Here is a 26274-nt window from a genome sequence, read left to right as displayed (position 1 = left end):
GGCCGATGAGCATGCATATCGGCCTCAACGTCTACCTGTTCACCGGCCTGTTGTTCCTGGTGGGCGTGGCGATGGCGATCGGCAAGGCATCGGTGTTCAAGTTCATCGCCGACGAGTTCCCCGACTCCATCGGCGCGGTGTCCGGCGTGGTGGGCCTGTCCGGCGGCCTGGGCGGTTTCTTGCTGCCCATCTTGTTCGGCGTCTTGCTTGACCTGACCGGCGTCCGCTCCAGCGCCTTCATGCTGTTGTATGGAACGGTGTGCGTCAGCTTGGTGTGGATGCATTTTTCCTTCAAATCGGCGGCTAAGGCCAAGGTGCGCGCGGCCGCGCCGGCCCATCCCATTCCCTTGACGAGCGAGCGCGGCTGAGCGCGGCGCGGGAGACACTCATGACTTATCTGATCAAACACTGGGAGCCGGAATCGGCCCCGTTCTGGCAGCAGAAAGGCCGTTCGGTGGCGCGGCGCAATCTGTGGATCTCGATTCCGGCGCTGACGCTGGCCTTCGCGATCTGGCAGGTATGGAGCGTGGCGGTGTTGAACATGCCGAATATCGGCTTCGGCTACACCCAGAACCAGCTGTTCTGGCTGGCGGCGCTGCCGGCCTTGTCCGGCGCGACGCTGCGCATCTTCTACTCCTTCATGGTGCCGCTGTTCGGCGGCCGCAAGTGGACGGCGATTTCCACCGCCAGCCTGTTGATTCCCGCGGTGGGCATCGGTTTCGCGGTGCAGGACCCCAGCACCAGCTATGTCACCATGGTGACGCTGGCGCTGTTGTGCGGCTTCGGCGGCGGCAACTTCAGCTCCAGCATGGCCAATATCAGCTTCTTCTTCCCCAAGGCGGAGAAGGGCACCGCGCTGGGCCTGAACGCCGGCCTGGGCAATCTGGGCGTGTCCATCGTGCAGTTCGTGGTGCCCATCGTCATCACCATGGCCTGTTCGGCCAGCTGGGCGGCGATCCGCAGCATTGGGCGAAAGGCGCGCTGTCCAGGCAGATGTGGCTGCAGAACGCCGGTTTCGTCTGGGTGCCGTTCATCGCCCTGTCCGCGCTGGCGGCCTGGTTCGGCATGAATGACCTGGCCTCGGCCAAGTCCTCGTTCTCCGAGCAGGCGGTGATCTTCACCCGCAAGCATAACTGGCTGATGTGCTGGCTGTACGTGGGCACCTTCGGTTCCTTCATCGGCTTCTCCGCCGGCTTTCCGCTGCTGGTGAAGGGCCAGTTCCCGGAAATCGACCCCACCCGCTACGCCTTCCTCGGGCCGCTGGTCGGCGCCTTGACCCGCCCGCTGGGCGGCTGGCTGGCCGACAAGATAGGCGGTGCCAAGGTGACGCAGGCCGCGTTCGCGCTGATGATCCTGGGCGTGCTGGGCGTGATCTTCTTCCTGCCGCATGGCGGCCAGGGCGGTAGCTTCTTTGGTTTCTTTGCGATGTTCCTGTGTCTGTTCGCGCTGACCGGCATCGGCAACGGCTCCACTTTCATGCAGGTGCCGGCCATCTTCCTGACGCTGCACCAGCGCATGGCGGGGCCGGGCGAAGCGGCGCAGCGGCAGGCGACGCAGGACGCCACCCGCGAGGCGGCGGCGGTGCTGGGCTTTAGCAGCGCGATCGGCGCTTACGGCGGTTTCTTCATCCCCAAGAGCTACGGCACCTCGATGGCGCTGACCGGCAGCGTGGAGGCGGCGCTGTATCTGTTCATCGCCTTCTATCTGAGCTGCCTGGCGATCAATGGCTGGTATTACGCCCGCAGCAAGGCGGAGATGCCCTGCTGAGTTTCCCGCCATTCCCAAAGCGCCCTTGGGCGCTTTTTTCACGTCCGCTTTCGTTCTATCCCGGACTACTCCTTAAGGCTTAGCCGGCCCCCTTCCTCTGGCGGCGCTGTTCACTGCTACTGGCCGATTGGGCTGCTTGCGGGCGAAAGGTAGGCTGGTAACTATCGCAACCAGTACCGGCAGCCGGGCGGCGGCGACTCAGAGCAGGGTTCCCCGGCGCGCATGGAGGCAAGATGAGCCATTTTCTTGATAGATTGAATTTCCTCGGCAAGGTGAAGAGCACCTTCGCCGACGGCCACGGCGCGGTGGTGAACGAGGACCGCGGCTGGGAAGACGCCTACCGCCAGCGCTGGCAGCACGACAAGATCGTCCGCTCCACCCATGGCGTCAACTGCACGGGCTCCTGCAGCTGGAAGGTGTATGTGAAGAGCGGCCTGATCACCTGGGAGACCCAGCAGACCGACTACCCGCGCACCCGTCCCGACCTGCCCAACCATGAACCGCGTGGCTGTCCGCGCGGCGCGTCCTATAGCTGGTATGTTTACTCCGCGCAACGCGTCAAATATCCCCTGCTGCGCGGCGAATTGGCCCGGCTGTGGCGCGACGCCCGCCAGACCCTGAGCCCGGTGGAGGCTTGGGAAAAGATCAGCCAGACGCCCGAACTCGCCAAACAATACAAGTCCGCGCGCGGCCAGGGCGGCTTTGTGCGCGCCAGCTGGGACGAGGCCAACGAAATCGTGGCCGCGGCCAACGCCTTCACCATCAAGAAGTTCGGCCCGGACCGCATCGTCGGCTTCTCGCCGATTCCGGCGATGTCCATGGTGTCCTACGCCGCCGGCAGCCGTTATCTCAGCCTGATCGGCGGCGTGCCGCTGTCGTTCTACGACTGGTACTGCGACCTGCCGCCGGCCAGCCCGCAGACCTGGGGCGAACAGACCGACGTGGCCGAGTCGGCAGACTGGTACAACGCCAGCTATCTGATGGTGTGGGGCTCCAATGTGCCGATGACCCGCACGCCGGACGCCCACTTTTACACCGAGGTGCGCTACAAGGGCACCAAGACGGTGGCGGTGTCCAGCGACTTCGGTGAAATGGCCAAGTTCGGCGACATCTGGCTGGCGCCCAAGCAGGGCACCGACGCCGCGCTGGCGATGGCGATGGGCCACGTGATTTTCAAGGAATTCCACCTCGACCAGCCGTCCGAATACTTCACCGACTACATCCGCCGCTACACCGACATGCCAATGCTGGTAATGCTGAAGCAGGACGGCGAGCGCTATCTGCCCGATTACTTCCTGCGCGCCTCCCATCTGGACGGCCAGCTGGGCGAGGACAACAACCCGGACTGGAAAACCCTGCTGATCGACGAGCAGAGCGGCGACATCGTCGCGCCCAACGGCGCCATCGGTTTTCGCTGGGGCCAGGCCGAGGGGCAGACCGGCAAGTGGAATCTGGAGCAAAAGACGCAGGGCGAGCGCCAGGTGTCGGGCCGGCTGTCGCTGATAGACGATAGCGACGAGGTGGTCGGCGTCGGCTTCCCATATTTCGGCGCCGAGCATGACGAGCTGCTGACCCGCAAGGTGCCGGTGAAGAGAATCAAATTGGCAGACGGCGGCGAGGCGCTGCTGGCCACCGTATTCGATCTGATGGCGGCCAACTACGGCATCGACCGCGGCCTGGGCGGCGGCAATGTCGCCACCAGTTATATGGACGACGCGCCGTACACCCCGGCCTGGCAGCAAAAGCACACCGGCGTGAAGCCGGAGATGGTGATCCAGGTGGCGCGCGAGTTCGCGCAGAACGCCGATCAGACCCACGGGCGTTCCATGGTCATCGTCGGCGCGGCGCTGAATCACTGGTACCACATGGACATGACCTACCGCGGCATCATCAATATGTTGATGCTGTGCGGCTGCATCGGCCAGAGCGGCGGCGGCTGGTGCCACTACGTGGGTCAGGAAAAGCTGCGGCCGCAGACCGGTTGGGCACCGCTGGCCTTCGCTGGCGACTGGGTCCGCCCGGCGCGGCAGATGAACGGCACCAGCTTCTTCTACGCCCACACCAGCCAGTGGCGGCACGAAAAACTGGGCGTGGGCGAGATCCTGTGCCCAACCGCCGATGGCGAGATGGCCGGCATGGCGCTGATCGACTACAACGCCAAGGCCGAGCGGATGGGCTGGCTGCCGTCCGCGCCGCAATTGTCCTCCAATCCGCTGAATATCGCGCAAGCCGCCGAAGAGGCCGGCCTGAGTCCTGTCGAATATACCGTGGATGGTTTGAAGTCGGGCCGGCTGGATATGGCGTGCAACGACCCGGACAACCCGCAGAACTTCCCGCGAAACATGTTCGTGTGGCGCTCCAACATTCTGGGCAGCTCCGGCAAGGGCCACGAGTACTTCCTCAAATACCTGCTGGGCACTCAGAACGCGGTGCTGGGCTCGGAAGACGACTGCATCAAGCCGAACGAGATCACCGTGCGCCCGGCGGCCGAGGGCAAGCTGGACCTGATGGTGGTGCTGGATTTCCGCATGTCCACCACCTGCCTGTACGGCGACATCGTGCTGCCCACCGCCACTTGGTACGAGAAGGACGACCTCAACACCTCCGACATGCACCCCTTCATTCACCCGCTGTCCGAGGCGGTGCAGCCGCTGTGGCAGGCCAGGAGCGATTGGGAAATCTACAAGGGCTTCGCCAAGAGCTTGTCCCAGATCGGCAAGGACTATCTGGGCGTGCAGAATGACCTGGTGCTGACGCCGCTGATGCATGACAGCCCGCAGGAGCTGGGCCAGCCTTTCGACCCCAAGGACTGGAAGAAGGGCGAGTGCGAACCGCTGCCGGGCAAGACCATGCCGGCGATGACGGTGGTGGAGCGCGACTACGGCGCGATCTACGACAAATTCACCACCATCGGCCCGCTGTTGGAGAAGGCCGGCAACGGCGGCAAGGGCATAGGCTGGAAGACGGCGCACGAGGTGGACATTCTGCGCGGCCTGAACCAGGTGGCGCAAACCGGCGCGGGCAAGGGCCAGCCCCGGCTCGAAACCGCCATCGACGCAGCGGAGATGATTCTGACGCTGGCGCCGGAAACCAACGGCCACGTGGCGGTAAAAGCCTGGGACGCGCTGTCCAAGATCACCGGCCGCGACCATACACACCTTGCCCGCCCGCGCGAGCACGACACCATCCGTTTTAGAGACGTGCAGGCGCAGCCGCGCAAGATCATTTCCTCGCCGACCTGGTCCGGCCTGGAAAGCGAGGAAGTCAGCTACAACGCCGGTTACACCAATGTCCATGAACTGATCCCGTGGCGCACGCTGACCGGCCGCCAGCAGTTCTACCAGGACCATCAATGGATGCGCGCCTTCGGCGAAGGATTATGTGTGTATAAGCCCGCGGTCGATTTGAAGACCACGCAGGCGGTGCTGGGCAAGCACGGCAACGGCAATCATGAGCTGGTGCTGAACTTCATCACCCCGCACCAGAAATGGGGCATACACAGCACCTATTCCGACAATCTGCGCATGCTGACGCTCAGCCGCGGCGGGCCCCACGTCTGGCTGTCCGAGATCGACGCCGCCAAGGCCGGCATCGCCGACAACGACTGGATCGAGGTGTTCAACGTCAACGGCACGCTGACTGCCCGCGCGGTGGTGTCGCAGCGGGTGCCGGAAGGCATGACGCTGATGTACCACGCCCAGGAGAAGATCGTGAACGTGCCGGGCGCCGAAGTGTCCGGCAAGCGTGGCGGCATTCACAACTCGGTGACCCGGACCGTGACCAAGCCCACCCACATGATAGGCGGCTACGCCCAGCTGTCCTGGGGCTTCAACTACTACGGCACCGTGGGCGCCAACCGCGACGAATTCGTGGTGGTGCGCAAGATGGACAAAGTCGACTGGATGGACGTTCCGGCGGGAGAGAAGCAATGAAGATACGCGCGCAAATCGGCATGGTGCTGAACCTGGACAAGTGCATCGGTTGCCACACCTGTTCGGTCACCTGCAAGAACGTGTGGACCAGCCGCGACGGCATCGAGTACGCCTGGTTCAACAACGTCGAGACCAAGCCCGGCATCGGCTACCCCAAGGATTGGGAAAACCAGGACAAATGGCAAGGCGGCTGGGAACGCACGCAGGCTGGCAAGCTGCGGCCGCGTCAGGGCGGCCGGCTGAAAATCCTGGCCAATATCTTCGCCAACCCCAACCTGCCGGCGATAGACGACTACTACGAGCCGTTCACTTACGACTACGAGCACCTGCAGAACGCGCCGAAGATGCAGACGCCGCCGACCGCGCGGCCGGTGTCGGTGCTGACCGGCAAGAAGATGGACAAGATCGAGTGGGGCCCGAACTGGGAAGACGATCTGGGCGGCGAATTCTCCAAGCGCTCCAAGGACGCCTTGTTCGACGGCATCCAGAAGGAGATGTACTCGGCCTTCGAGAACACCTTCATGATGTATCTGCCGCGGCTGTGCGAGCACTGCCTGAACCCGGCCTGCGTCGCCTCCTGCCCGTCCGGCTCCATCTACAAGCGCGAGGACGACGGCATCGTGCTGATCGACCAGGACAAGTGCCGCGGCTGGCGGATGTGCGTGTCAGGCTGTCCGTACAAGAAGATTTATTACAACTGGACGTCCGGCAAGGCCGAGAAGTGCATCTTCTGCTACCCGCGCATCGAGTCCGGCCAGCCTACCGTGTGCTCGGAGACCTGCGTCGGCCGCATCCGCTACCTGGGCGTGCTGCTGTACGACGCCGACAAGATCGAACAGGCGGCGGCGGTGGAAGATCCGCAGGATCTGTACCAGTCGCAGCTGGACCTGTTCCTGGACCCCAATGATCCGGCCATCGCGGCCGAGGCGCTGAAGCAGGGCATCCCGCAAAGCTGGGTGGACGCCGCCCGCCGCTCGCCGGTGTACAAGATGGCGATGGAGTGGAAGGTGGCCTTCCCGCTGCACCCGGAATACCGGACGCTGCCGATGGTGTGGTACATCCCGCCGCTGTCGCCGATCCAGAGCGCGATGGAGAACGGCCTGATAGGCGAGGGCGGCATCATCCCGGAGGTGCAGAGCCTGCGGATACCGATCAAGTACCTGGCCAACCTGCTGACGGCGGGCAAGGAAGAGCCGGTGGTCAAGGCGCTGGAAACCATGGTGGCGATGCGCCGCTACATGCGCAAGAAGAGCGTGGAGAAGGTCAGCGACGCGTCGACCTTGGCCGGCACCCATCTGACCGCCGCCCAGGTGGAGGAAATGTACCAGATGATGGCCATCGCCAATTACGAAGACCGCTTCGTGATTCCGTCCAGCCACAAGGAAATGGTGGAGGAGGCGTTCGAGGACAAGGCCAGCTGCGGCTTCAGCTTCGGCAACGGCTGCTCCGGCGGCGAGTCCGAGGCCAGCCTGTTCGGCAAGAAGAAGGCCACGCCCATCGTGTTCCACGACATGCGGCGCGACCGCAAGTCCAACGCCGGTAACTGAGGGAGACCATCATGCGCATTCACGCCATTCTGTCCGCGCTGTTGTGCTACCCGGAGGCCGAGCTGATCGCCGCGGTGGTCGAGATCCGCGCCGAGGCGGCCGAACATCTGCAAACCGCCAGCCTGCTGGAGCCCTTGCTGCAGGCGCTGGAGAACGAGGACCTGATCGAGCTGCAGCAGCGTTACGTGCTCACCTTTGACCGCAACCCGTCCCACTCGCTGCACTTGTTCGAACACATCCACGGCGAAGACCGCGCCCGCGGCCAGGCCATGGTGGACCTGCTGGAGGAATACCGCCGGCACGGTTTCGAGCCGGCTTGCAGCGAGCTGCCGGACTACCTGCCGCTGTTCCTGGAGTTTCTGGGGCAGTGCGACCAGGCCGAGTCCGAGCGGCTGCTGGGCGATGCGGTGCATGTGATCGGCCACGTCGCCGGCAGGCTGAACGAGGCGGAGTCGGCATACGCCGGTCTGTTCGACGCGCTGCTGACGCTGTCGCCGGTCAAGCCGGAGCCGCTGCAGGCGCCACCTATCCGCGACATGGACGAGATGCTGGAAACCTTCGGCCCCGGCGCGGACGGCGTGGAGCCGTTGCTGCGCCCGGCGCCGCCGGCGATCGCTCCGGTCAATTTCTATCCGCGCGGCGCGCGCGCCTGAAACCTTACCCCCTCTCCCCGGCGCGGGAGAGGGGCGGCGGGCGGCGCTGACGCCTCGCCATCGGGAGACAAACATGGATTACTTGCATAGATTCGTATTCGGCATCTATCCCTACATCGCGCTGGCCATCTTCCTGCTGGGCAGCCTGATCCGCTTCGAGCGCGAGCAGTACAGCTGGAAAAGCGAGTCGTCGCAGCTCTTGTACCGCGGCCAGCTGCGGCTGGGCAATATTCTGTTCCACCTGGGCATCATCGGGCTGTTCTTCGGCCATCTGGCTGGCCTTTTGACGCCGCTGGCGGTGTGGGATGCGCTGGGCGTCAGCCACAGCTTCAAGCAGCTGTTCGCGATGAGCGCCGGTGGCCTGATGGGCGGCCTGTGCCTGATCGGCATCGCGCTGTTGCTGCACCGCCGCTTCATGTGCGACCGGCTGGCCGCCAACACCACCTGGCGCGACAAGCTGGTGCTGCTGTGGATACTGGCCACGCTGCTGCTGGGCCTGTCCACCATCTTCGTGTCGGCGCAGCATCTGGATGGTCACGAAATGGTGCTGCTGATGAGTTGGGCGCAGCACATCGTCACCTTCCGCGGCGACGCGGCGGACTTCATCGTCGCGGCCTCGCCGGTATTCAAGCTGCACCTGTTCATGGGCATGAGCCTGTTCGTGATCTTCCCCTTCACCCGGCTGGTGCACGTGTGGAGCGGCTTCGGGGCGGTGGGCTATCTGGGTCGGGCATGGCAGCTGGTGCGTCCTCGAGCCTGAGCGCCGCGCATGAAAAAAGCCGCGCTTCCAACGCGGCTTTTTCGCGGGAGTTCGCGGGAGAAAGCCGGGGTCAGGCCTTGTCCACCCCGTGCTCGACCGCGTACACCGCCGCCTGCACTCGGCTGTTGAGCGACAGCTTGCGCAGAATGCTCTGCACATGGACCTTGACGGTGCTTTCCGCCAGCGCCAGCGCGCGGGCGATTTCCTTGTTGCTGGCGCCGCGTGCCAGCCAGCCCAGTGTTTCGCGTTCGCGCGGAGTCAGTGCGTCCAGTTCGTTGAGCTTGACCGGTTGCGCCGGCTGGCGCAGGCGGGCCAGCAGCTTGGCGGTCATTTCCGGCGACAGCACGCTGTCGCCATCCACCGCGCGGCGTATGCTGTCCAGCAGGAAGTCGGCGTCGATATTCTTCAACAGATAACCACGGGCGCCGCCGCGCATGCACTCGGCCAGGTCGTCACCGTCCTCCGACACAGTCAGCATCAGCACCGCGCATTGCGAGCAGCCGTCCAATATCTGCGGCAACGCTTCGCGGCCATTCATCACCGGCATGTCCAGATCCAGCAGCACGATGTCCGGCTGCAGCCGTTCTGCCTGCTTTACGCCCTCCAGGCCATCGGCGGCCTCGCCGACCACCACGAAGTCGACCTGTCTTTGCAGCAACGCCCGCAGACCGCTGCGAAACAGGGTGTGGTCGTCAACCAGTAGAATGCGGATGGCTTGGCTCATGCGGTGGTACGCTCCTTTTGCGGCAGGGTCAGTTCCACCGTGGTGCCCCCCTGCGGACTGGAATGGATCTGGATGGTGCTGTGAATGCGGCTTGCCCGCTCTCGCATGATGGACAGTCCGACATGGCGGCTTGACCTGATCCCCTGCAGAGCTGGATCGAAGCCGCGGCCGTTGTCGCGGATGCTCATGCTGAAGTTGGCGGAATTGTCTATCGCCACGTTTACCTGAGAGGCTTCGGCGTGCTTGCGGACGTTGGACAGCGCTTCTTGCAGGATGAAAAACACCTGCAACTGCTGCTGGGGGTCCAGCGGCTTGCCGTCGCCGCCCATCTCCAGGCTGACCGGCACATGGGTCTGCTGCTCGAAACGCTGCAGCAGCGCACGCACCGCTTCAGGGAATTCCTGCTTGCTGATGCGAACGCGGAAGTTCAGCAGCAGTTCCCTCACGTCTTCATAGCATTCCTGCACCCCAGCGCGGATGCTGGTCAGGTTTTCCCGCGCCTGCTCCTCCTCGCGCGCGGCCATCGCATCTTCCAGCATCTGCGTCTGCAGGTTCAAGAAGGACAGCGATTGGGCGATGCTGTCGTGCAACCCTTGCGCCATCAGGTTCCTTTCCTCGGACACCGCGAATTGTCGTTCGCAGGCTGCCAGACGCTGGTTTTCGATGGCGACGCCCAGATGCTGCCCCAGCGTTTCCAGCAACATCTGTTCCGCATGCGGCAATACGCGGGGCGACTTGAAGAACAAGGTGAAGATGCCGATATCCATACGATAGTTGCGGATATGGAATACCGCGATTGAGGAAAAGCCAGCCTTGCGACAGTGGCGAATTTCCTCGCCCTCCATTTCGCCGATGTGACGCAGCACCGCAAAAGGTTGCTGTACAGCTTCGCCGCAATAGCAGGCGTCGTGGGGAATACACTCCTCGTGCGCCTGCAGCTCCTCCGGCAGGCCGACCTGGGCGATCTGGTCCAGCTTGCCGCGCTGGGGGTCGATCAGCCGGGCATTGGCGGCATCGGCGCCCACCAGTTGGATCAACCGTAGCAAGAAGCCTTGGCACATCTCGTCCAACGCGTGCTGCTGGTGAAGAAAGGAAGTCATGTCATACAGGGTTTTCAACTGCAGATTCTGTTCTTCCACTTCCCGCGTCTTGTGGTCCACCTTGCTTTCCAGATTCTGGTACAGGTCTTGCAACCGTGCCGCCATCTGGTTGAAACCGGAGGCCAGCATGCCGAATTCGTCCTGACGGTCCACCTGCACCCGGGTGTCCAGCTCGCCTTCGCGCAGCCGGCGTATCGCCTGGCTGAGCCGGTTGACCGGGTGAATCACCATCAGAAACAACAGGTAGGCCATGCTCACCGCCCCAGCCAGCGCCAATGCTATCAGCACCATCTGAAACATCCGCAGCAAGGCGGTATTCGCTTCGTTGTCGCGCTCCACCAGGCTGACCTGACGGTCTATTTCCACAACAAAGGCGCGCAACTGTTCGGTGGTTTGCGGCGAATCGCCGCCGCTAAGCAGCAGCGGACGGATGCGCGACTGCCATTGCTCCTCTATCCGCTGCTGCTGCTGGTGCACTTCGCGGCTGGCAGGCAGGAACAAGGGCCGCGCCGGATCGCCGTGACGCAGCCTGGCGAGTATTGTGTCGAAATCATCGACCTCATCCAGTATCTGCTGCCGCTGCGCCTGGGTGGCACCCAAGTAGGCGGTGCGGTAGGTGCGCATGCGCAGGCTGCCGACATCGTTGATGGCGGCCGCGCCGCCTTCCAGGCGCCACGACAGGACCAAGGTATAGCCTATCGATGTCAACGACACCGCCAGCGCCAGAAACGACAGCACCAGCAGTTTGCTGGACAGGCTTTGCAAATATCGGATTGGCCCGAGGGGCTGGGTCATGCGGGTGCTTCCTGCTTTTGGCGGGTGGCTAAATGCGGAGAGTCGGAGCAGAATTGCCACTAAATGTTCGCATATTAATAGTATTAACATAGCGCTTGTCGGCGCTGGCGACAATCCGTCAAAAGGAGAAGGCGTGAAGCGGGTATTGGGTGTGGCCGGCTATTCCGGCAGCGGCAAAACCACCTTGCTGGAGGCGGTGCTGCCGCTACTGATGGAGGATGGGCTGAGGGTGGCGGTGATCAAGCACAGTCACCATGACATCGCGCTGGACTTGCCGGGCAAGGACAGCTTTCGTCACCGCCAGGCCGGCGCCTGCGAGGTGATGGTGGTGTCGCCGAACCGTTTCGGCCTGTTTGCCGAAACGCCGTGCGCATTGACTCTGGACGAGCAGCTGGCGCGGCTGGGACCTTGCGATCTGGTTTTGCTGGAAGGGGGGAAGTCGCAGGCGTTGCCCAAGTTGGAGGTGTTCCGGCCGGCGCTGGGGCGGACCCCGCTGTTCAGCCAGGATCCCTGCATCATCGCGGTGGCCACCGATGCGCCCTTGCCTGCCGACATTCCTGTGCTGGACCTGAACGACCCGGCCGCAGTGGCCGGCTTCGTCGCCAACTGGTTGCAAGGCTGATTCAGCCCCCGGTCTGCGACATGAAGCGCATCATCTTGACCGGAGCTTGTGCGAATTCATGTTTTTCCGGTTTCAGCTCGATGGCTTCGCGGATGGCGGCCTCCAGCTCGGCGTCGCTGCAGCCCGCGCGTAGCAGCGGCCTCAGCTCGAACCGCTGCTCTTGCCCCAGGCATAGGTAGAGCGTGCCGTCCACCGCCAGCCGCACACGATTGCAACTGGCGCAAAAGTGTTGGCTGATGGGGGTGATCAGACCCAATGTGAAACGGTTGTCGCGAGATCGCCAGTAGCGCGCGGGGCCGCCGCCCAGGTTCAGGCTGAGCGGGTGCAGATCGAAGCGCTGCCGCAGACGCTCCAGCACCGGGCGCAGGTCCATCCCCGCGGCGCGCTGGCCGATGTGGCCCATGGGCATGGCCTCGATCAGCCGCAGGATGAAGCCGTGTGCAATGCAGAACTCCGCCATGGCCTCGATGTCGCCATCGTTTACGCCTTGCAGCGGCACCATATTGATCTTGATGTTCTCAAAACCGGCAGCTCTGGCTGCTGCGAGGCCGGCCCTTACCCTGGGCAGGCAGTTGCTGCCGGTCAGCTGGGCGACGCAGTCGCTCCGCAAGGAGTCCAGGCTGACATTAAGCCGATTGACGCCTGCGCGGAACAGCGCGTCGGCATGGCGGTCGAGTTGCGTGGCGTTGGTGGACAACGACAAGTCGCTGACGCCGGGTAGCCGCGCCAGGCGCGCCGCCAGTTCTGACAGCCCCCGCCGTAGCAGTGGCTCGCCTCCGGTGAGGCGAATGTGCTTGGCGCCCATCCGGGCGAAAGCGGCCGCTACCCGCGCCATCTCATCCAGGCTCAGCCAGTGCGCCGGCTCTTCAAAGTTTTTGAAGCCCTTGGGCAGGCAATAGCTGCAGCGAAGATCGCAGCGATCAGTGATGGACAAACGTAGATATTCGACGGAGCGGCCGAAGTGGTCGGACAGCATGGCGCGTTCCCGGAAGGCAAGAGTCATGACAGACATGTTAGCCAAAACCGAGATCGCGGGCTGTTCACAGGAAGGAGGGGGCGGTCTAGCTATTTTGGCTTAGCCTTGCGCAGAAAAGCCGGGGTGGTTTGAATCCTGTTTTTACTTATTTTTGGCATTTTAATTCATTTAAATTATAAATATTGATGCAAATTTAATTTTATTGAAATTAATTGGCATCAATATTTATTGCCATGCCTTAAAATGGCACCCATTCATTTTAAAGCATGCCATGCCACCCCAATCCAGCCAGCGTAACGCCCATATCCTGTTGGTGTTGACCATGTTGATGTGGTCCACCAACTTTGTCATCGCCCGCGCCCTGCATAGCCTGGTCGGACCATTTACGCTGGCCTTCGCCCGCTGGGGCATCGCCTTGTGCTGCCTGCTGCCGTTAGCCTTGCCGCGCTTGCGTCGCAATTGGCCCAGATTGCGCGAGCAATGGCGGCTGCTGTTGCTGCTGGGGACTTTCGGCATAGGCCTGACCAATACCTTCGTCTACTGGGCGGTGCAAACTACTTCCGCCACCAATGCGGTCATCCTGAATAGCGCCACCCCGGTGATGGTGCTGCTGCTGGGTTCGCTTTATTTCCGCCAGTACTTGAGCTGCCGCCAGTGGGGCGGCATGGCGATGGCCTTGTCCGGCGCCATGCTGATCGTACTGAAAGGGGATCTGCGGGCCTTGTCCGGTTTTCATTTCGGCGGCGGCGACCTGCTGGTGCTGGCGGGCGGCTTGAGCTGGGCGATCTATACGCTGGGGCTGCGCAAGCTGAAGCCGGGCATCGATCCGCTGGTGCTGATGAGCGTGCTGCTGTTGGTGGGCGAAGGTTTGCTGTTGCCGCTGTTCGTCCGGGAGACCGTCCTTGGCGGTTTACCGTCCCTGAACGGAGCGGCGCTGGCCAGCCTGATCTATCTTGGGGTGCTGCCTTCGGTGGTGGCCTACCTGATGTACAACCGGGCCATCGGCATGGTGGGCACGGCCAAGGCGGCCAGCTTCCTTTACCTGATGCCGGCCTTCGGCGCGCTGCAATCGATCTGGCTGTTGGGGGAGGAGTTGCACTGGTATCACGCGGCTGGCCTTGCCGCCATTTTCTGCGGCATCGCGCTCAGCTCGCTTACCCGGCCGCAGCCGGCTGGGGGCGCCGCGCTGGCGTCCAAGCCCAGAGCGTCGCAGGTCTGATCCAGCGCGAGCGAAAGTGCTATGCTGGCCCAATAGACGGGAGCTTGCATTCAACTGTTTCGTTGAGTCTGCAAAAAACAGCGAGTTTTGCGAGTGAGGATTGGCCATTAGAGAGTCAAGCTCAAGCGGCGCCGAAGAGTCGGCGCCGCTTTTTTGTCTACGGCGAGGAAGATGTCAGGTCAAACCCAGGATGGCCGGAGTCAGCCACTGCGCCAACCAGACCAGCAGCAGCGGCAACAGCAGGCACATCATCCCCCATGCGGCCCAGGATGTGCCGCAAACCTCGCGCCTGCGCATCGCCAGCAACTGGGCGCGGTAAGCGAAATAGCTGACCGAGGCGATCAGCGGCGGCGCCATGATGTAGACCGCCAACGGACGCCAGTCCAGCCATGGCGACAGGGCCAGCACTCCGATATGCAAGGCCAGCTGGCTGGAGAACAGCGCCGCCAGCCGCGGGTCCTGTCCTGGGAAGAGCAAGGCTTTGCGCGTGACCCGCATCGTCACAGCGGCCCACATCGCCGCGGCTATGCCTAGCCAGGCATAGGCATAGATGAAGGGCAGCAGCAGCGGGGTGAGCGAAACCGGTTCCGGATGGCAGTTAAGCAGCGCGGCGAGGACGATATAGGCGGCGAGAAAACAGCCGATGGCGCTACCGCTCTTGCTGGCTATCAATCGCCATGACGCATGCAGGAAGAACAGCAGCACAATCAGCAGCAGCAGCACTCCGACCGGCGTTGCCGTCATTTAGCCTCCAGCGTGGCCAGGAGGGAGGCCGACAACAGTTCGCCGATCTGGCTCAGGTATTGGGTGTGCATGTCGAAAGTGAAGCGTTGCGCGTCGTCGCTGGCCAGAACCAGCAGGCCGAAGGCCTGGCCGCCGGCGTCGCGCAGCGCCACCTGGGCGAAGGACTGCAGCACCGGGATGGCGGGGAACCAGCTCATCACCTCGTCGTTGACGTAGGGGCCGCAATAGGGGGCGGCGAGATTGCGCGCCAGTCCTTGCACTTCGTTCTGCGCATTGTAATGCTCGGTCTCGGCTTCCGCTCCCGGGTGCCACAGCCGCAGGGCGACGCGGTTGAGCTGGAACTCTTCGCCGAGGCTGTGTTTTAGCGCGGCGATTTGCTGTTTCAGACCGCGGTGGGCCAGTTGCGCCAATGTCAGTTGGTGCAGCTTCGCGACGATGCGCTCGTTGGTCTGCGCCCGTTCCGCCAGCTGCTGCAATTGCGCCTCCAACTGGCGGTTGTGGTCCTTGAGCTCCAGCAACTGGCGTTCGACGAAGGACACCACCCGTTCGCCGTTCTGCGGACTTGCCTGCAGGCTGAAGCGCGCGGCGTGCTGCTGCAGAAACTCGGGGTGTTCATCCAGAAAAGCCAGAACCTGTTCGCTATGCATCTGCCTTGTCCTTTCGAAATGATGCGGCAATGAGATTGGTGTCGCTGCCGGCGTTAAAGTTCTATCTCGCCCTGAAAAACCGTGACGGCGGGGCCGGTCATGATCACCGGCCGACCGTCGCCTGCCCATTCCACCGTCAGTTCGCCGCCGCGGGTGCGCACTTTTACCCTGGCGTCCAGCAGGCCCAGCCGGATGCCGCTGACCACCGCGGCGCAGGCGCCGGTACCGCAGGCCAGCGTTTCGCCGGCGCCGCGCTCGAAGACCCGCAGGCGGATTTCGCCGCGGCCGAGCACCTGCATGAAACCGGCGTTGACGCGTTGCGGGAAGGCGGGGTGGTTTTCAATCTGCGGGCCGATTTCGCCCACCGGGGCGCTGTCCACGTCGTCAACCAGCTGCACCGCGTGGGGGTTGCCCATCGATACCACGCTGATGGCGCAAACCCGGTCCGCCAGCCGCAGCGGGTGGGACAGGGCGTCGCCATCGGCCAGGAAAGGGATGTCGGCGGAAGCGAAGCGCGGCACGCCCATGTCCACCCGCGCCTGTCCGTCGCCAAGATATCGCGGCGCGATCACGCCCTTGGCGGTTTCCACCAGGATGTCGGACTTGTCTGAAAGCTGCTGGTCGTGGACGAACTTGGCGAAGCAGCGCGCGCCGTTGCCGCATTGCTCGACCTCGCCGCCGTCGTTGTTGAAGATGCGGTAGCGGAAATCGTGGCCGGCTTCGCGGGGCGGTTCCACCAACAGCAGTTGGTCGAAGCCTATGCCCAGCTGGCGGTCGCCCAATTGGCGGATGCGCTCCGGCGACAGGGCGACTTGCTGGCGCACGCCGTCAATCACCATGAAGTCGTTGCCCAGGCCGTGCATTTTGCTGAATTTGAGTTTCATGAGCGGATGACTGGCTACGGAAATACGGGATAGGGCAGATTAGCATAGTGCGGATGGATATTCACCGCGGGGGGGGTGAAAGCATGACGGCGGGCATGATCGCCCGCCACGACATGGCTGTCAGCCGCGCAGCAGGGTGCGCGCGCCTTGGTAGCGCGGGGCGAAGTAGACGTTGTCCAGCCGCGCCACGCGGATGGTGCTGTTGCTGCGCGGCGCGTGGACGAACTTGCCGTCGCCGATGAAGATGCCCATGTGCGAGAACGGACGGTTCATGGTGTTGAAAAACACCAGATCGCCCACCTGCATCTGGCTGTCCGGAATGGGCCGGGCCAGGCTGGCTATCCTGGCGGCGTTGTGCGGCAGCTTGATGCCCACCGCGTTCTGGTAGATGTAGCTGACCATGCCGCTGCAGTCTAGGCCGGCTTCCGGGTTGTTGCCGCCGAACTGGTAGCCGCCGTCCAGCAGGCCGATGGTGTAGAGCAGGATTTCGCGGCCGTTGCCGTCGGCGCTGATGCCCGACAAGGAGGTATCGCCGGACGGATGGCCTGGCCGGGCGGGCTTTTGCTGGCTGGTCCTGGTCGGCGTGGTGCCGCAGGCGGCCAGGAGGGCAGCCAGACCCGCCAGTGCGGCCCCGCGCAGCAAGAGGCGGCGGCTCTGGCCGCCATCCGTCAGCGATGGTTTGCTCATTGTTGCTTGGACTCCAGTTCTTCCCAGCGAGCCAGTTTTTCCAGCAGCGTTTCGTCAATCTCTTCTATGCGCTGCTGCCAGGCTACCGCCTCGCGCGGGGTGTCTCGATAGCAATTGGGGTCGAGCAGGCGCTGGTTGAGTTCGGCCTGCTCCGCCTCCAGCGCGCTGATCTGGTCCGGCAAGGCGGCCAGCTCGCGCCCCTCATTGTAGGACAGCTTGTTGCGCGCCGCCTTCGGCTTATCCTGCCGTGCTGGGGCATTGGCCGGCGCGGTTTCCTTCGGCTTCTCCGCCGCGCCCATCGCCGCCATCCGCTGGCGGGTATCCAGCCAGTCTTGATAGCCGCCCGGGTATTCCTCCAGCCTGCCGTCGCCTTCGAAGGCGATCACCTGGGTGACCACATTGTCGAGGAAGGCGCGGTCGTGGCTGACCAGGAACACGGTGCCCGAATACTGACCGATCACGTCTTCCAGAAGTTCCAGCGTGTCGATGTCCAGGTCGTTGGTGGGCTCGTCCAGCACCAGCACGTTGGCGGGGCGGGTGAACAGGCGCGCCAGCAACAGGCGGTTGCGTTCGCCGCCGGACAGCGACTTGACCGGGCTGCGCGCGCGTTGCGGCGAGAACAGGAAGTCCTCCAGATAGCTCATCACGTGCTTCTTCATGCCGCCGATCTCGACGAAGTCGTTGCCCTGGCTGATGACGTCGGCCACGCTCATTTCCTCGTCCAGCTGTTCGCGGAACTGGTCGAAGTAGGCGATTTCCAGCTTGGTGCCCTGTTTCACCGCGCCGCTGTCGGGCGGCAATTCTCCCAGGATCAGCTTCAGCAGCGTGGTTTTGCCGGCGCCGTTGGGGCCGATCAGGCCTATCTTGTCGCCGCGCAGGATGCGGCTGGTGAAGTCGCGGATCAGGGTGCGGCCTTCGAAGCCCTTGCCGACGTGTTCCAGCTCCGCCACCAGCTTGCCGGAGCGCTCGCCGGCGTCCAGCTGGAAATTCACCTGGCCGACGCGTTCGCGGCGCGACGAGCGTTCGCGGCGGATCGCCTCCAGCCGGCGCACGCGACCCTCGTTGCGGGTGCGGCGCGCTTCGATGCCCTTGCGTATCCACACTTCTTCCTGAGCGTGGTGCTTGTCGAAGATGCGGTTCTGCTCTTCCTCGATCGCCAGCTCTTCGGCCTTGCGTGTCTGGTAGGCGCTGAAGCTGCCCGGATAGCTGCGCAGCAGGCCGCGGTCCAGTTCGACGATGCGGCTGGCGACGTTGTCCAGGAAGCGCCGGTCGTGGGTGATCAACAGCACGCTGCCGGCGAAATTCTTGATCAGGCCTTCCAGCCATTCGATGGCGGCGACGTCCAGGTGGTTGGTGGGCTCGTCGAGCAGCAGCACATCGGGCTTGGACGCCAGCGCGCGCGCCAGCGCCACACGCTTCTTCCAGCCGCCGGACAATTCGCCGATGCGGGCGTCCGGGTTGAGGTCGAGATGGCTCAGCACCGAGCTGATCAGCGCGTCGAACTGCCAGCCGTCGCGCGCCTCCAGCTGCTGCTGGATGCTTTCCAGCCGCGACAGCGCCTGTTCGTGGTCGGTGTCGGCCAGCGTTAGCTGGTGGGTGATGTGGTGGTAGTCGGTAAGCAGCGCTTTCAGTTCGCCCAGGCCCTCGGCCACCGCTTCGAACACGGTATGCTCGAGGTTGAATTCCGGCTCCTGAGGCACGTAGGCCACCTTGACGTCGCCCTTGATGTTGATGCGGCCGTCGTCCAGCTGCACCGCGCCGGCGATGCCCTTGAGCAGCGATGATTTGCCCGCGCCGTTGCGGCCGATCAGGCCGATGACTTCGCCGGGCTCCAGCGAGAAGTCGACATTGTCCAGCAGCGCGTGGTGTCCGAAAGCCAGGCAGGCTTTCTCGACGGTAATGAGGGCCATGTTTATGTGTCTAGCGAGAAGGAAAAACGGCGCCTAGTGTAACACGGGCGGGCAGCGGCAACCCTGAAGGCAAACGGGTCGCCTAGCCGCGGGCGGACTGATACAATGCGCGCCAAATCGTCTTGCCAGAAAGGCCGCACCATGTACTTCGTCGATCGCGCCGTTGCCGTCATCAAACCCAAACAACCGTTCCTGGACTGGCTGAACCAGTTGCCTGACACCGATATGATTGATCTGACGCTGGACAGCCTGCGCAGCGACTGCACCGCGATCCTGCTGCCGGAGTTTGTCGAGCCGGAAGAGGGCGTCGCCCACATCGATGAAATCAGCGAACAGCTGTTCAAGATGGAACTCGCCTCCTGGGACGAGGACGAAGCCAAGTGGCCCAAGGATTTGTCGCTGAAGGCGTTTTGGGAGTGGTTCGACGTTGAAATCCACTCCACGGTGATGGACAGCGTCGACGACGACATCACCAACAGCCCGGCCAACGATCTGTAATTTTCGCGATGCGCAACCGGCCCCTGCTGCAATCGTTCGCGGTGGAGTTGCGGCCGTCGCGGCTGTGGCTGGCCTTGGTGTTGGCAAGTTGGCTGGCGTATGCGCTGCTGTTGCTGTGCTATCTGCCGCCAGCTTATGCGATGAGCTTGCCGGCGGCGGCGTTCTTCGCCTGGCGGGCCTTGCGCGCCGGAGGCTGGTGGCGGACGGATGCCTGGCGTCGGCTGGAGATCGATCCTCAAGGCCGCCTCCATCTTTGCGGCGACGGCGGCCGGCGGGAGGCGCGGGTGCTGGACGACTGCTTCGTCACGCCGCTCTTGACCGTGCTTAACCTGCAGGCGGACGGCCGCCGCCAGAGCCTGATGCTGTGGCCGGATTCGGCCGACGCCGAAGCGCGCCGCCTGCTTAGGGTATACCTGCTGTGGTTCCATCCGCCGCAGCCATCTGACACTACGGAAACCACTCCATGACCACAACAAAGACACTGGACGATTGGCTGCGCTGGCAGGAAGGCCTGCATCTGAGCGCCATCGACATGGGCCTCGCCCGGGTGGAAAAGGTGCGCCAGGCGATGCAGCTGGCGCCGCGCTGCCCGGTGATCATGGTGGCGGGCACCAACGGCAAGGGCTCCACCTGCGCGATGCTGTCCAGCATCTTCCGCGCCGCCGGTTTCAAGGTGGGGACCTACACCTCGCCGCACATCCTGCATTACAACGAGCGCATCGCCATCGACCTGCAGCCGGCCAGCGACGAACGCATCATCGCCAGCTTCGAGGCGATAGACGCCGCCCGCGGCGACACCACGCTCACGTACTTCGAATTCGGCACGCTGGCGGCGGTGCACAGCTTCGTCGCCGAAAAAGTCGACGTCATCATCCTCGAGGTGGGCCTGGGCGGGCGGCTGGACGCGGTCAATATCTTCGAACCGGCGGTGTCGGTGGTGGTCAGCGTGGATCTGGACCACCAGGCGATACTGGGCGACAACCGCGAAGACATCGGCTTCGAGAAGGCCGGCATCTACCGCGCCGGCAAGCCGGCGATCTGCGCCGATCCCAATCCGCCGCAAAGGCTGCTGGAGCATGCCGCCGCCATCGGCGCCGACCTCAAACTGTACCAGCGCGACTTCGGCTTCACCCGCATGGACAACCAGTGGTCGTTCCATATCGGCGACCATCAGCGCCATGCGCTGCCGATACCGGCGCTGCGCGGCGGCTACCAGATGGTCAACGCCTGCGCGGCTCTGGCTGCGCTGGACGCATTGAAGGAGACGCTGCCGGTGGGAATCGGCGCGATCAAGCAAGGCCTGGTGGAGGTGGAGTGGCCAGGCCGCTTCCAGGTGTTGCCCGGCCGCCCGGCGGTGGTGCTGGACGTCGGCCATAATCCGCACGCGGTGAAGGCGATGGCGGCGGCGCTCAAGCAGCTGCCCTACGCGGAAAACCGCTATGCGGTGTTCTCCATGCTGGCGGACAAGGATATGGCCGGCGTGGTGGAGCTGGCGCGCGGCGAATTCGACCACTGGCTGGTGGCGGGGCTGGACATGCCGCGCGGCCAGAGCGGCGAAACCATAGCCGCTGCGCTGCGCCAGGCGGGGGTCGACCAGGTCAAGGCATACGATACGGTGGCAAACGCATGGTCTGCCGCCTTATCGCAAGCCGGCGACAATGATAGAATCGTCGTTTTCGGATCTTTCCACGCCGTAGCAGAGGTGATGGAAGCCCGGCGTCACCCGGTTTGAGGAATGCATGGCACTGTCCAGCCACGATGAATTGATATTGTTGAGAAAACGCGCCCGCCGCCGCCTGGTCGGCGCGCTGGTGCTGGTTTCCATCGCCACCGTCGTATTGTGGAATGTGGTGGGCCATCTGCCCGAACAGCCGATGAAGCCGGAATCCATAGAAATCATGGGCGCGGCGTCCGCGCCGGCTGCCGCCTCGGCGCCACAGGGCGTCAAGCGCGCCGCTTCGCAAGCCGCGGCCGAGATGACGGCGGCGGCATCCGCCACCGAGCTGCCGGCCAACTTGTCCTCCATCACGGCGCCGACGCCGGCGGAAAAGGAGACGGTGAAGCCTCCCGTCGCTCAGGCCGCGGCTAGCAAACCCAAGGAAAGCAGACCGGAGCCGAAGCCGGAAGCCAAGCCCAAGGCGGAACCGAAGCCCGAGGCCAAGCCGCGCAAGGCAGATCCCGCGGCGATTCTGGAAGGCCGATTCGACCCCGAGCCGCATGCGGCCAAAACCGATCCGCACGGCAAGTCCATCATCCAGCTGGCCGCGCTGTCCGACCCGGCCAAGGTGGACGCGCTGCGCGCCAAGCTGGCCGGCATAGGCGTGACCGCGCACTTCTCCAAGGTGGATACCAGCAAGGGCGAGGTCACCCGGGTGCGGGTGGGTCCATTCGCCAGCCAGGCCGAGGCGCAGTCTGCGCTGCAGAAACTGGCCAAGTCCGGCATCAACGGCATTATCATCAACAAGTAGCCGCCATGACCGTGTTCGACTATATCGCAATTGCCGTCATCGCCGGATCGGTGCTGGTGGCGCTGATGCGTGGCTTGATCGCCGAGGTGCTGTCGCTGGGCTCCTGGCTGATCGCCTTCTGGTGCGCCAAGCAGTTTTCGCCGCTGGTGACGGGTTTTCTGCCGGCAAGCCTGCCCGGCGAGGGCGTGCGGCTGGTGGCTAGCTTCGTGCTGGTATTCTTTCTGGTGTGGCTGGCCAGCGCGCTGTTGCGCGTGACCCTGACCGGCCTGCTGGACAGCGTGGGGCTGGGTTTGATCAACCGTCTGTTGGGCGGGGTGTTCGGCCTGGCGCGCGGCGTGGTGCTGGTGACGGTGCTGGTGCTGATAGGCGGCTTGAGCAGTCTGCCGCAAAAACCAATGTGGAGGAACGCCGTGCTCTCGGTGCCATTCGAATCGCTGGCCTTGTCATTAAGGCCATGGTTGCCGCCGATATTGGCGAACAACCTCCACTACACCACCGGCCAGGCGCCGGATAGTTAGGTGAACAAGGCGGAATCTCTTGATATCTTCACTTCAAGATTCCGCCTTTTTCTTTGTCTTGTCTGTTTTCAGGTAGTTGGGAAGAGAGCTTAAAGATGTGTGGAATTCTAGGCGTGGTCGGTCAGTCTCCGGTCAATCAGCTGCTGTACGATGGCCTGCAGGTACTGCAGCATCGCGGGCAGGACGCGGCCGGCATCGTTACCGCCAATGGCAAGACCTTTCACATGCACAAGGGCAGCGGCATGGTGCGCGACGTGTTCCGCACCCGCAACATGCGCTCGCTGATGGGCACGGCCGGCATCGCCCATGTGCGCTACCCGACCGCGGGCTCGGCTTCCTGCCTGGCCGAGGCGCAGCCGTTCTACGTCAACTCCCCCTTCGGCATCGTGCTGGCGCACAACGGCAACCTGACCAATACCGATGAACTGAAGGCGGACATGTTCCGCCACGACCTGCGCCACATCAATACCAACTCCGACTCGGAAGTGCTGCTGAACGTGTTCGCGCACGAACTGGCGCAGCGGGTAAAAGGCCACGAGTTGAGCGTGGACGCGGTGTTCGGCGCCATCGAGGCGGTGCACCGCCGCGTGCGTGGCGCCTATGCGGTGGTGGCGATGATCGCCGGCTACGGCCTGGTGGCGTTCCGCGACACCAACGGCATCCGTCCGCTGGTGATAGGCGTCAACGACAGCCAGGACAAGACCGAATACATGCTGGCGTCCGAATCGGTGGCGCTGGACTGTTCCGGCTTTTCGCTGCTGCGCGACGTGCAGCCGGGCGAGGGCGTGTTCATCAGTTTCGACGGCGAATTCCACGCCCGCCCGTGCGCCAAGGACACCCGTCACGCGCCGTGCCTGTTCGAGTACGTGTACTTCGCCCGTCCGGATTCGGTGATAGACGGCGTATCGGTGTACCAGTCCCGCCTGAACATGGGCGAGCGCCTGGCGGAGAAGATCCGCCGCGATCTGCCCGCGCTGGACATCGACGTGGTGATCCCGATTCCCGACTCCAGCCGCCAGAGCGCGCTGCAGCTCGCCAACGCGCTGGGCCTGCCTTACCGCGAAGGCTTCATCAAGAACCGCTACATCGGCCGCACCTTCATCATGCCGGGCCAGGCGGTGCGCAAGAAGTCGGTGCGGCAGAAGCTCAATCCAGTGCCGCTGGAGTTCACCGGACGCAATGTGCTGCTGGTGGACGATTCCATCGTGCGCGGCACCACCTCCAAGGAAATCGTGCAGATGGCGCGCGATTCCGGCGCGAAAAAGGTGTATTTCGCCTCGGCGGCGCCGGCGGTGCGTTTCCCCAACGTCTACGGCATCGACATGCCGACCCGCGCCGAGCTGCTGGCCACCGGCCGCGACGAGGAGGAGATCGCCCGCGAGATCGGCGCGGACGCGGTGATCTACCAGGACCTGGAAGCCCTGAAGGACGCCGTGCGCAGCGCCAACCGCGAGCTGCATGATTTCGAGAGCTCTTGCTTCGACGGCAAGTACATTACCGGCGACATCTCGGCGGCTTATCTGGATGCCATCGAATGCGCGCGGCTGGACCTGAAGCAGCAGGATCAGGCTGGCAGCGAGCAGATGATAGATCTCAACCTGAACGTGGCGGAGCAGAACCTGATCTGACCTCCTCGTCCCGCCGGAGCATGGCCGCTTGGGCTATACCTCCGGTGGGGGAGTCCCGCCATTTGGGCGATCGATGCGGCCGAAGCGCTCTCCCGGCAGGGAACGGGCTTCGGTCGTTGTCTTTTCCGGGAGAGGGCGGACTTGTCGAGAATCGCGCTGGCGCGCCTGCTGCTTTTGCTGTGCTGCATGCCGGCCAGGGCCGCTCCGGCCCAGCCGTTGGAGCTGGTGACGCTGCAATACCCTCCTTACCAGTACCAGGACAATGCCACGGTCAAGGGCTTTGTGGTCGAGATCGTGCAGGAGGTCTTCCGCCGGCTGAAGCTGCGGGTGAACATCAGCGTCTACCCCTGGGGCCGCTCCATCGCCATGGTGGTGGAGGGTCATGCCGACGCGATCTTCACCTTGTACCGCACGCCTGAGCGGGAGGCGCTGCTTGATTATTCCCACGAGGTGCTGGCGCAGCAGGCGGTTTCGCTATTCGTGCGCAAGGATTCTCCCATCCGGTTCAGCGGTCGGCTGCAGGAGCTGGCTGCCTACCGCTTCGGCGTGGTGCGGACGGTAAGCTACGGCGCCGTCTTCGACAACGCGGTCAAGAACGGACAGATAGCGATTGCCGAAGTGGCCGCCAGCGGCGAGCAGAATGTGGACAAACTGCTGGCGCATCGCTTCGACATCCTGGTCAGCAATCAAATGGGCGCGCGGGACATTCTCAAACGGCACCACGTCGAGTCTCAGGTGAGGGAGCTGCTTCCCGCGCTGGAGCAGATCCCAAGCTACATCGCCTTTTCCCGCAAACGCAATCTGGGCGATTTGCGGGCGCGCTTCGACGCCGAGCTGGCGGCGATGAAAAAAGACGGCAGCTATCAGCGCATCCTGAATGGCGCCCACCCCTGACGCTTTGCCGCAGGCGGTGCCATCTTGCGCATGCATTCCCCCGTAAACTAGAAAACTGCCGCGGCGAGCGCCGTTTTCCCGTTCCGATCCTGCAGCGTCGATACCCAGGCTTGACTCCACGGTCGGCACAGACTTAAGTAAATCCATGTAGCAAGCAATCCCGGTCCTGATGAGCGGCGGGGCTGACAAGTGAAACCACAGCCAACCGGAGTTGGCGACTGGCGGCGCAGGCATGCCTGGGTACTGGCGGCAAAGCTGTCGACCGTTGGGCATGATGAACATCATTGTCGGGGGTACGGTCGGCATGGAAAACCGGAATCGGTTTCTGATCGCCTACATCAGTCTCTGCCTGTTGGCGGCGTTGATCCTGGCTTTTCTGTCTGCGTGGCTGGGCTGGCTGATAATCAGCGCGGGCGGCTTGGCGTTGCTGTTCGCCATCAAGCCGGCCGCCGTTGCGGATGCCGGGCATATCAGCCAGGAGCCGCCCCCGGATGCCGCGGAGGCAAGCCTGGCCTTGCTGGAGGCGGTGATTGAGCGCTGGATGGACAATCTGCAGCTGGTTCTCGCCCAATCCACGACCGGCAGCAATGAATTGGCCTCCACGCTGACCGCCATAGCCAATGGCCTGCACTCCACCATCGAGGCCTCGCGCTCGGCCGCCAATGACATCGGCTCCGACAGCCTGTCCAATATGGTGCGGGACGCCGGGCTGCGCAGCCAGGAAGTGTCCCACGTGCTGTCGGAAATCGTCAGCCACCGCCAATTGCTGATAGACGAAGTCTCGAAACTCACCACTTTCTCCAGCGAGTTGCGCGCGATGGCGGAGGAGGTGGGCAAAATCTCCAATCAGACCAATCTGCTTGCGCTGAACGCCAGCATCGAGGCCGCGCGCGTCGGGGAGCATGGCCGCGGCTTCGCGGTGGTGGCCGACGAGGTGCGCAAGTTGTCGCAGCAATCGGCGCAAACCGGCAATCAGATGTCGGAAAAAGTGGAAACCATCAATGCCGCGCTGGAGCAGACCCGGCAGTCCACCACCAGCCTGGGCGCGCAGGACGCCGACAAGGGCAACGGCGCGCTCGACCTGTTGGACGCTTCGGTGCAGGACTTCAGTTCGGTCGCCGGCCGGCTGGCCGAGATCAACCAGAAAATGCAGACCGACGGCTCCCAGGTGGAACGCGAACTGCACGCATCCTTGATCGCCATGCAATACCAGGACCGGGTCAGCCAGATTCTGCAGCATGTGGCCAGCGATCTGCAGCGCATGCTGGAGTATCTGCAACAGGTGCGCGAAGCCAGGAAAA

The 26274-nt window shown here is 63.6% G+C and carries 22 protein-coding genes and 2 pseudogenes; 16 read left to right on the top strand and 8 right to left on the bottom strand.

The window, feature by feature from the left end; all coding sequences use genetic code 11:
• From BI344_RS14475 to narI, 6 genes and pseudogenes are all read left to right on the top strand, one after another.
• Positions 1 to 368 (top strand): annotated as a pseudogene (locus BI344_RS14475) (MFS transporter); the annotation flags it as partial.
• 20 nt (positions 369 to 388) lie between these two features.
• Positions 389 to 1767 (top strand): annotated as a pseudogene (locus BI344_RS14470) (NarK family nitrate/nitrite MFS transporter).
• A 233-nt stretch (positions 1768 to 2000) separates the two neighbouring features.
• On the top strand, positions 2001 to 5699 hold the full coding sequence (locus BI344_RS14465) for a nitrate reductase subunit alpha (RefSeq protein ID WP_071113595.1): 3699 nt from the start codon (positions 2001 to 2003) through the stop codon (positions 5697 to 5699).
• Positions 5696 to 7246 (top strand): nitrate reductase subunit beta, encoded by a 1551-nt coding sequence (narH, locus tag BI344_RS14460; protein WP_071113594.1) that lies wholly within the window; start codon positions 5696 to 5698, stop codon positions 7244 to 7246. Before BI344_RS14465 ends, narH begins: the two co-directional genes overlap by 4 nt.
• A gap of 11 nt (positions 7247 to 7257) precedes the next feature.
• Positions 7258 to 7899: a nitrate reductase molybdenum cofactor assembly chaperone gene (gene narJ / locus BI344_RS14455; protein WP_071113593.1), complete on the top strand. Its 642-nt coding sequence runs from the start codon at positions 7258 to 7260 to the stop codon at positions 7897 to 7899.
• A gap of 73 nt (positions 7900 to 7972) precedes the next feature.
• Positions 7973 to 8659: a respiratory nitrate reductase subunit gamma gene (narI, locus tag BI344_RS14450; protein WP_071113592.1), complete on the top strand. Its 687-nt coding sequence runs from the start codon at positions 7973 to 7975 to the stop codon at positions 8657 to 8659.
• 70 nt (positions 8660 to 8729) lie between these two features.
• Here narI and BI344_RS14445 read toward each other — a convergent pair whose 3' ends face one another.
• Together BI344_RS14445 and BI344_RS14440 are read right to left on the bottom strand one after the other, a co-directional pair.
• Entirely contained in the window at positions 8730 to 9383 is a 654-nt protein-coding gene (locus BI344_RS14445; protein WP_071113591.1) for a response regulator, read from the bottom strand.
• Complete coding sequence (locus BI344_RS14440) at positions 9380 to 11278, bottom strand: type IV pili methyl-accepting chemotaxis transducer N-terminal domain-containing protein (protein WP_071113590.1); 1899 nt, start codon at positions 11276 to 11278, stop codon at positions 9380 to 9382. Before BI344_RS14440 ends, BI344_RS14445 begins: the two co-directional genes overlap by 4 nt.
• Before the next feature lie 133 nt (positions 11279 to 11411).
• Between BI344_RS14440 and mobB the strand changes: the two genes are divergently transcribed.
• A complete protein-coding gene (gene mobB, locus BI344_RS14435; protein ID WP_071113589.1) occupies positions 11412 to 11900 on the top strand; it encodes a molybdopterin-guanine dinucleotide biosynthesis protein B in 489 nt (162 codons plus the stop codon).
• 1 nt (position 11901) lies between these two features.
• Here the strand turns inward: mobB and moaA are convergent, their stop codons facing one another.
• Positions 11902 to 12876 carry a GTP 3',8-cyclase MoaA gene (moaA, locus tag BI344_RS14430; protein WP_071113599.1) on the bottom strand — a complete coding sequence of 325 codons (975 nt, stop codon included), beginning with the start codon at positions 12874 to 12876 and terminating at the stop codon, positions 11902 to 11904.
• Positions 12877 to 13147: 271 nt separating this feature from the next.
• On the opposite strand from moaA, the gene BI344_RS14425 reads away from it, so the two are divergent.
• Positions 13148 to 14095, top strand: coding sequence for a DMT family transporter (locus BI344_RS14425; RefSeq protein ID WP_071113588.1), 948 nt, complete (start codon positions 13148 to 13150; stop codon positions 14093 to 14095).
• Positions 14096 to 14269: 174 nt separating this feature from the next.
• Here BI344_RS14425 and BI344_RS14420 read toward each other — a convergent pair whose 3' ends face one another.
• The 5 genes from BI344_RS14420 to BI344_RS14400 form a co-directional block, all read right to left on the bottom strand.
• A complete protein-coding gene (locus BI344_RS14420; RefSeq protein ID WP_071113587.1) occupies positions 14270 to 14839 on the bottom strand; it encodes a hypothetical protein in 570 nt (189 codons plus the stop codon).
• Positions 14836 to 15486, bottom strand: coding sequence for a DUF484 family protein (locus tag BI344_RS14415; RefSeq protein ID WP_071113586.1), 651 nt, complete (start codon positions 15484 to 15486; stop codon positions 14836 to 14838). The genes BI344_RS14420 and BI344_RS14415 overlap by 4 nt, the downstream gene beginning before the upstream one ends.
• A gap of 53 nt (positions 15487 to 15539) precedes the next feature.
• Positions 15540 to 16370, bottom strand: coding sequence for a diaminopimelate epimerase (dapF, locus tag BI344_RS14410; protein WP_071113585.1), 831 nt, complete (start codon positions 16368 to 16370; stop codon positions 15540 to 15542).
• A 120-nt stretch (positions 16371 to 16490) separates the two neighbouring features.
• The gene (locus tag BI344_RS14405; RefSeq protein WP_071113584.1) at positions 16491 to 17057 is read right to left on the bottom strand and encodes a C40 family peptidase; all 567 of its coding nucleotides are present in this window, start codon (positions 17055 to 17057) and stop codon (positions 16491 to 16493) included.
• A complete protein-coding gene (locus BI344_RS14400) occupies positions 17054 to 18967 on the bottom strand; it encodes an ATP-binding cassette domain-containing protein (protein ID WP_071113583.1) in 1914 nt (637 codons plus the stop codon). The genes BI344_RS14405 and BI344_RS14400 overlap by 4 nt, the downstream gene beginning before the upstream one ends.
• Before the next feature lie 141 nt (positions 18968 to 19108).
• On the opposite strand from BI344_RS14400, the gene BI344_RS14395 reads away from it, so the two are divergent.
• The 8 genes from BI344_RS14395 to BI344_RS14360 all read left to right on the top strand — a co-directional run.
• Complete coding sequence (locus BI344_RS14395; RefSeq protein WP_071113598.1) at positions 19109 to 19465, top strand: hypothetical protein; 357 nt, start codon at positions 19109 to 19111, stop codon at positions 19463 to 19465.
• A gap of 8 nt (positions 19466 to 19473) precedes the next feature.
• A complete protein-coding gene (locus tag BI344_RS14390) occupies positions 19474 to 19932 on the top strand; it encodes a protein YgfX (RefSeq protein ID WP_071113582.1) in 459 nt (152 codons plus the stop codon).
• Positions 19929 to 21197 carry a bifunctional tetrahydrofolate synthase/dihydrofolate synthase gene (gene folC / locus BI344_RS14385; protein WP_071113581.1) on the top strand — a complete coding sequence of 423 codons (1269 nt, stop codon included), beginning with the start codon at positions 19929 to 19931 and terminating at the stop codon, positions 21195 to 21197. The genes BI344_RS14390 and folC overlap by 4 nt, the downstream gene beginning before the upstream one ends.
• 7 nt (positions 21198 to 21204) lie before the next feature.
• Positions 21205 to 21933: an SPOR domain-containing protein gene (locus BI344_RS14380; RefSeq protein ID WP_071113580.1), complete on the top strand. Its 729-nt coding sequence runs from the start codon at positions 21205 to 21207 to the stop codon at positions 21931 to 21933.
• A 5-nt stretch (positions 21934 to 21938) separates the two neighbouring features.
• Entirely contained in the window at positions 21939 to 22451 is a 513-nt protein-coding gene (locus BI344_RS14375) for a CvpA family protein (protein WP_071113579.1), read from the top strand.
• Positions 22452 to 22546: 95 nt separating this feature from the next.
• On the top strand, positions 22547 to 24079 hold the full coding sequence (gene purF / locus BI344_RS14370) for an amidophosphoribosyltransferase (RefSeq protein WP_071113578.1): 1533 nt from the start codon (positions 22547 to 22549) through the stop codon (positions 24077 to 24079).
• A 141-nt stretch (positions 24080 to 24220) separates the two neighbouring features.
• Positions 24221 to 24973 (top strand): substrate-binding periplasmic protein, encoded by a 753-nt coding sequence (locus tag BI344_RS14365; protein WP_241499363.1) that lies wholly within the window; start codon positions 24221 to 24223, stop codon positions 24971 to 24973.
• A gap of 271 nt (positions 24974 to 25244) precedes the next feature.
• A partial coding sequence (locus BI344_RS14360; protein ID WP_193430989.1) for a methyl-accepting chemotaxis protein occupies positions 25245 to 26274 on the top strand: 1030 nt, incomplete at its 3' end.

Origin of the sequence: Chromobacterium sphagni (assembly GCF_001855555.1) — a bacterium.
GTDB lineage: Bacteria > Pseudomonadota > Gammaproteobacteria > Burkholderiales > Chromobacteriaceae > Chromobacterium > Chromobacterium sphagni.
Note: the sequence above shows the minus strand (reverse complement) of the source record. Positions and strands in the feature narration are given on the sequence as shown.

Coding starts and splice junctions, on each gene's coding strand:
- BI344_RS14415 (WP_071113586.1), bottom strand. CDS start 15,486: ATGCATAGCGAACAGGTTCTGGCTTTTCTGGATGAACACCCCGAGTTT.
- BI344_RS14375 (WP_071113579.1), top strand. CDS start 21,939: ATGACCGTGTTCGACTATATCGCAATTGCCGTCATCGCCGGATCGGTG.
- dapF (WP_071113585.1), bottom strand. CDS start 16,370: ATGAAACTCAAATTCAGCAAAATGCACGGCCTGGGCAACGACTTCATG.
- BI344_RS14440 (WP_071113590.1), bottom strand. CDS start 11,278: ATGACCCAGCCCCTCGGGCCAATCCGATATTTGCAAAGCCTGTCCAGC.
- BI344_RS14380 (WP_071113580.1), top strand. CDS start 21,205: ATGGCACTGTCCAGCCACGATGAATTGATATTGTTGAGAAAACGCGCC.
- narH (WP_071113594.1), top strand. CDS start 5,696: ATGAAGATACGCGCGCAAATCGGCATGGTGCTGAACCTGGACAAGTGC.
- BI344_RS14395 (WP_071113598.1), top strand. CDS start 19,109: ATGTACTTCGTCGATCGCGCCGTTGCCGTCATCAAACCCAAACAACCG.
- narI (WP_071113592.1), top strand. CDS start 7,973: ATGGATTACTTGCATAGATTCGTATTCGGCATCTATCCCTACATCGCG.
- BI344_RS14425 (WP_071113588.1), top strand. CDS start 13,148: ATGCCACCCCAATCCAGCCAGCGTAACGCCCATATCCTGTTGGTGTTG.
- narJ (WP_071113593.1), top strand. CDS start 7,258: ATGCGCATTCACGCCATTCTGTCCGCGCTGTTGTGCTACCCGGAGGCC.
- BI344_RS14390 (WP_071113582.1), top strand. CDS start 19,474: ATGCGCAACCGGCCCCTGCTGCAATCGTTCGCGGTGGAGTTGCGGCCG.
- BI344_RS14420 (WP_071113587.1), bottom strand. CDS start 14,839: ATGACGGCAACGCCGGTCGGAGTGCTGCTGCTGCTGATTGTGCTGCTG.
- BI344_RS14405 (WP_071113584.1), bottom strand. CDS start 17,057: ATGAGCAAACCATCGCTGACGGATGGCGGCCAGAGCCGCCGCCTCTTG.
- folC (WP_071113581.1), top strand. CDS start 19,929: ATGACCACAACAAAGACACTGGACGATTGGCTGCGCTGGCAGGAAGGC.
- BI344_RS14400 (WP_071113583.1), bottom strand. CDS start 18,967: ATGGCCCTCATTACCGTCGAGAAAGCCTGCCTGGCTTTCGGACACCAC.
- moaA (WP_071113599.1), bottom strand. CDS start 12,876: ATGCTGTCCGACCACTTCGGCCGCTCCGTCGAATATCTACGTTTGTCC.
- BI344_RS14445 (WP_071113591.1), bottom strand. CDS start 9,383: ATGAGCCAAGCCATCCGCATTCTACTGGTTGACGACCACACCCTGTTT.
- purF (WP_071113578.1), top strand. CDS start 22,547: ATGTGTGGAATTCTAGGCGTGGTCGGTCAGTCTCCGGTCAATCAGCTG.
- BI344_RS14465 (WP_071113595.1), top strand. CDS start 2,001: ATGAGCCATTTTCTTGATAGATTGAATTTCCTCGGCAAGGTGAAGAGC.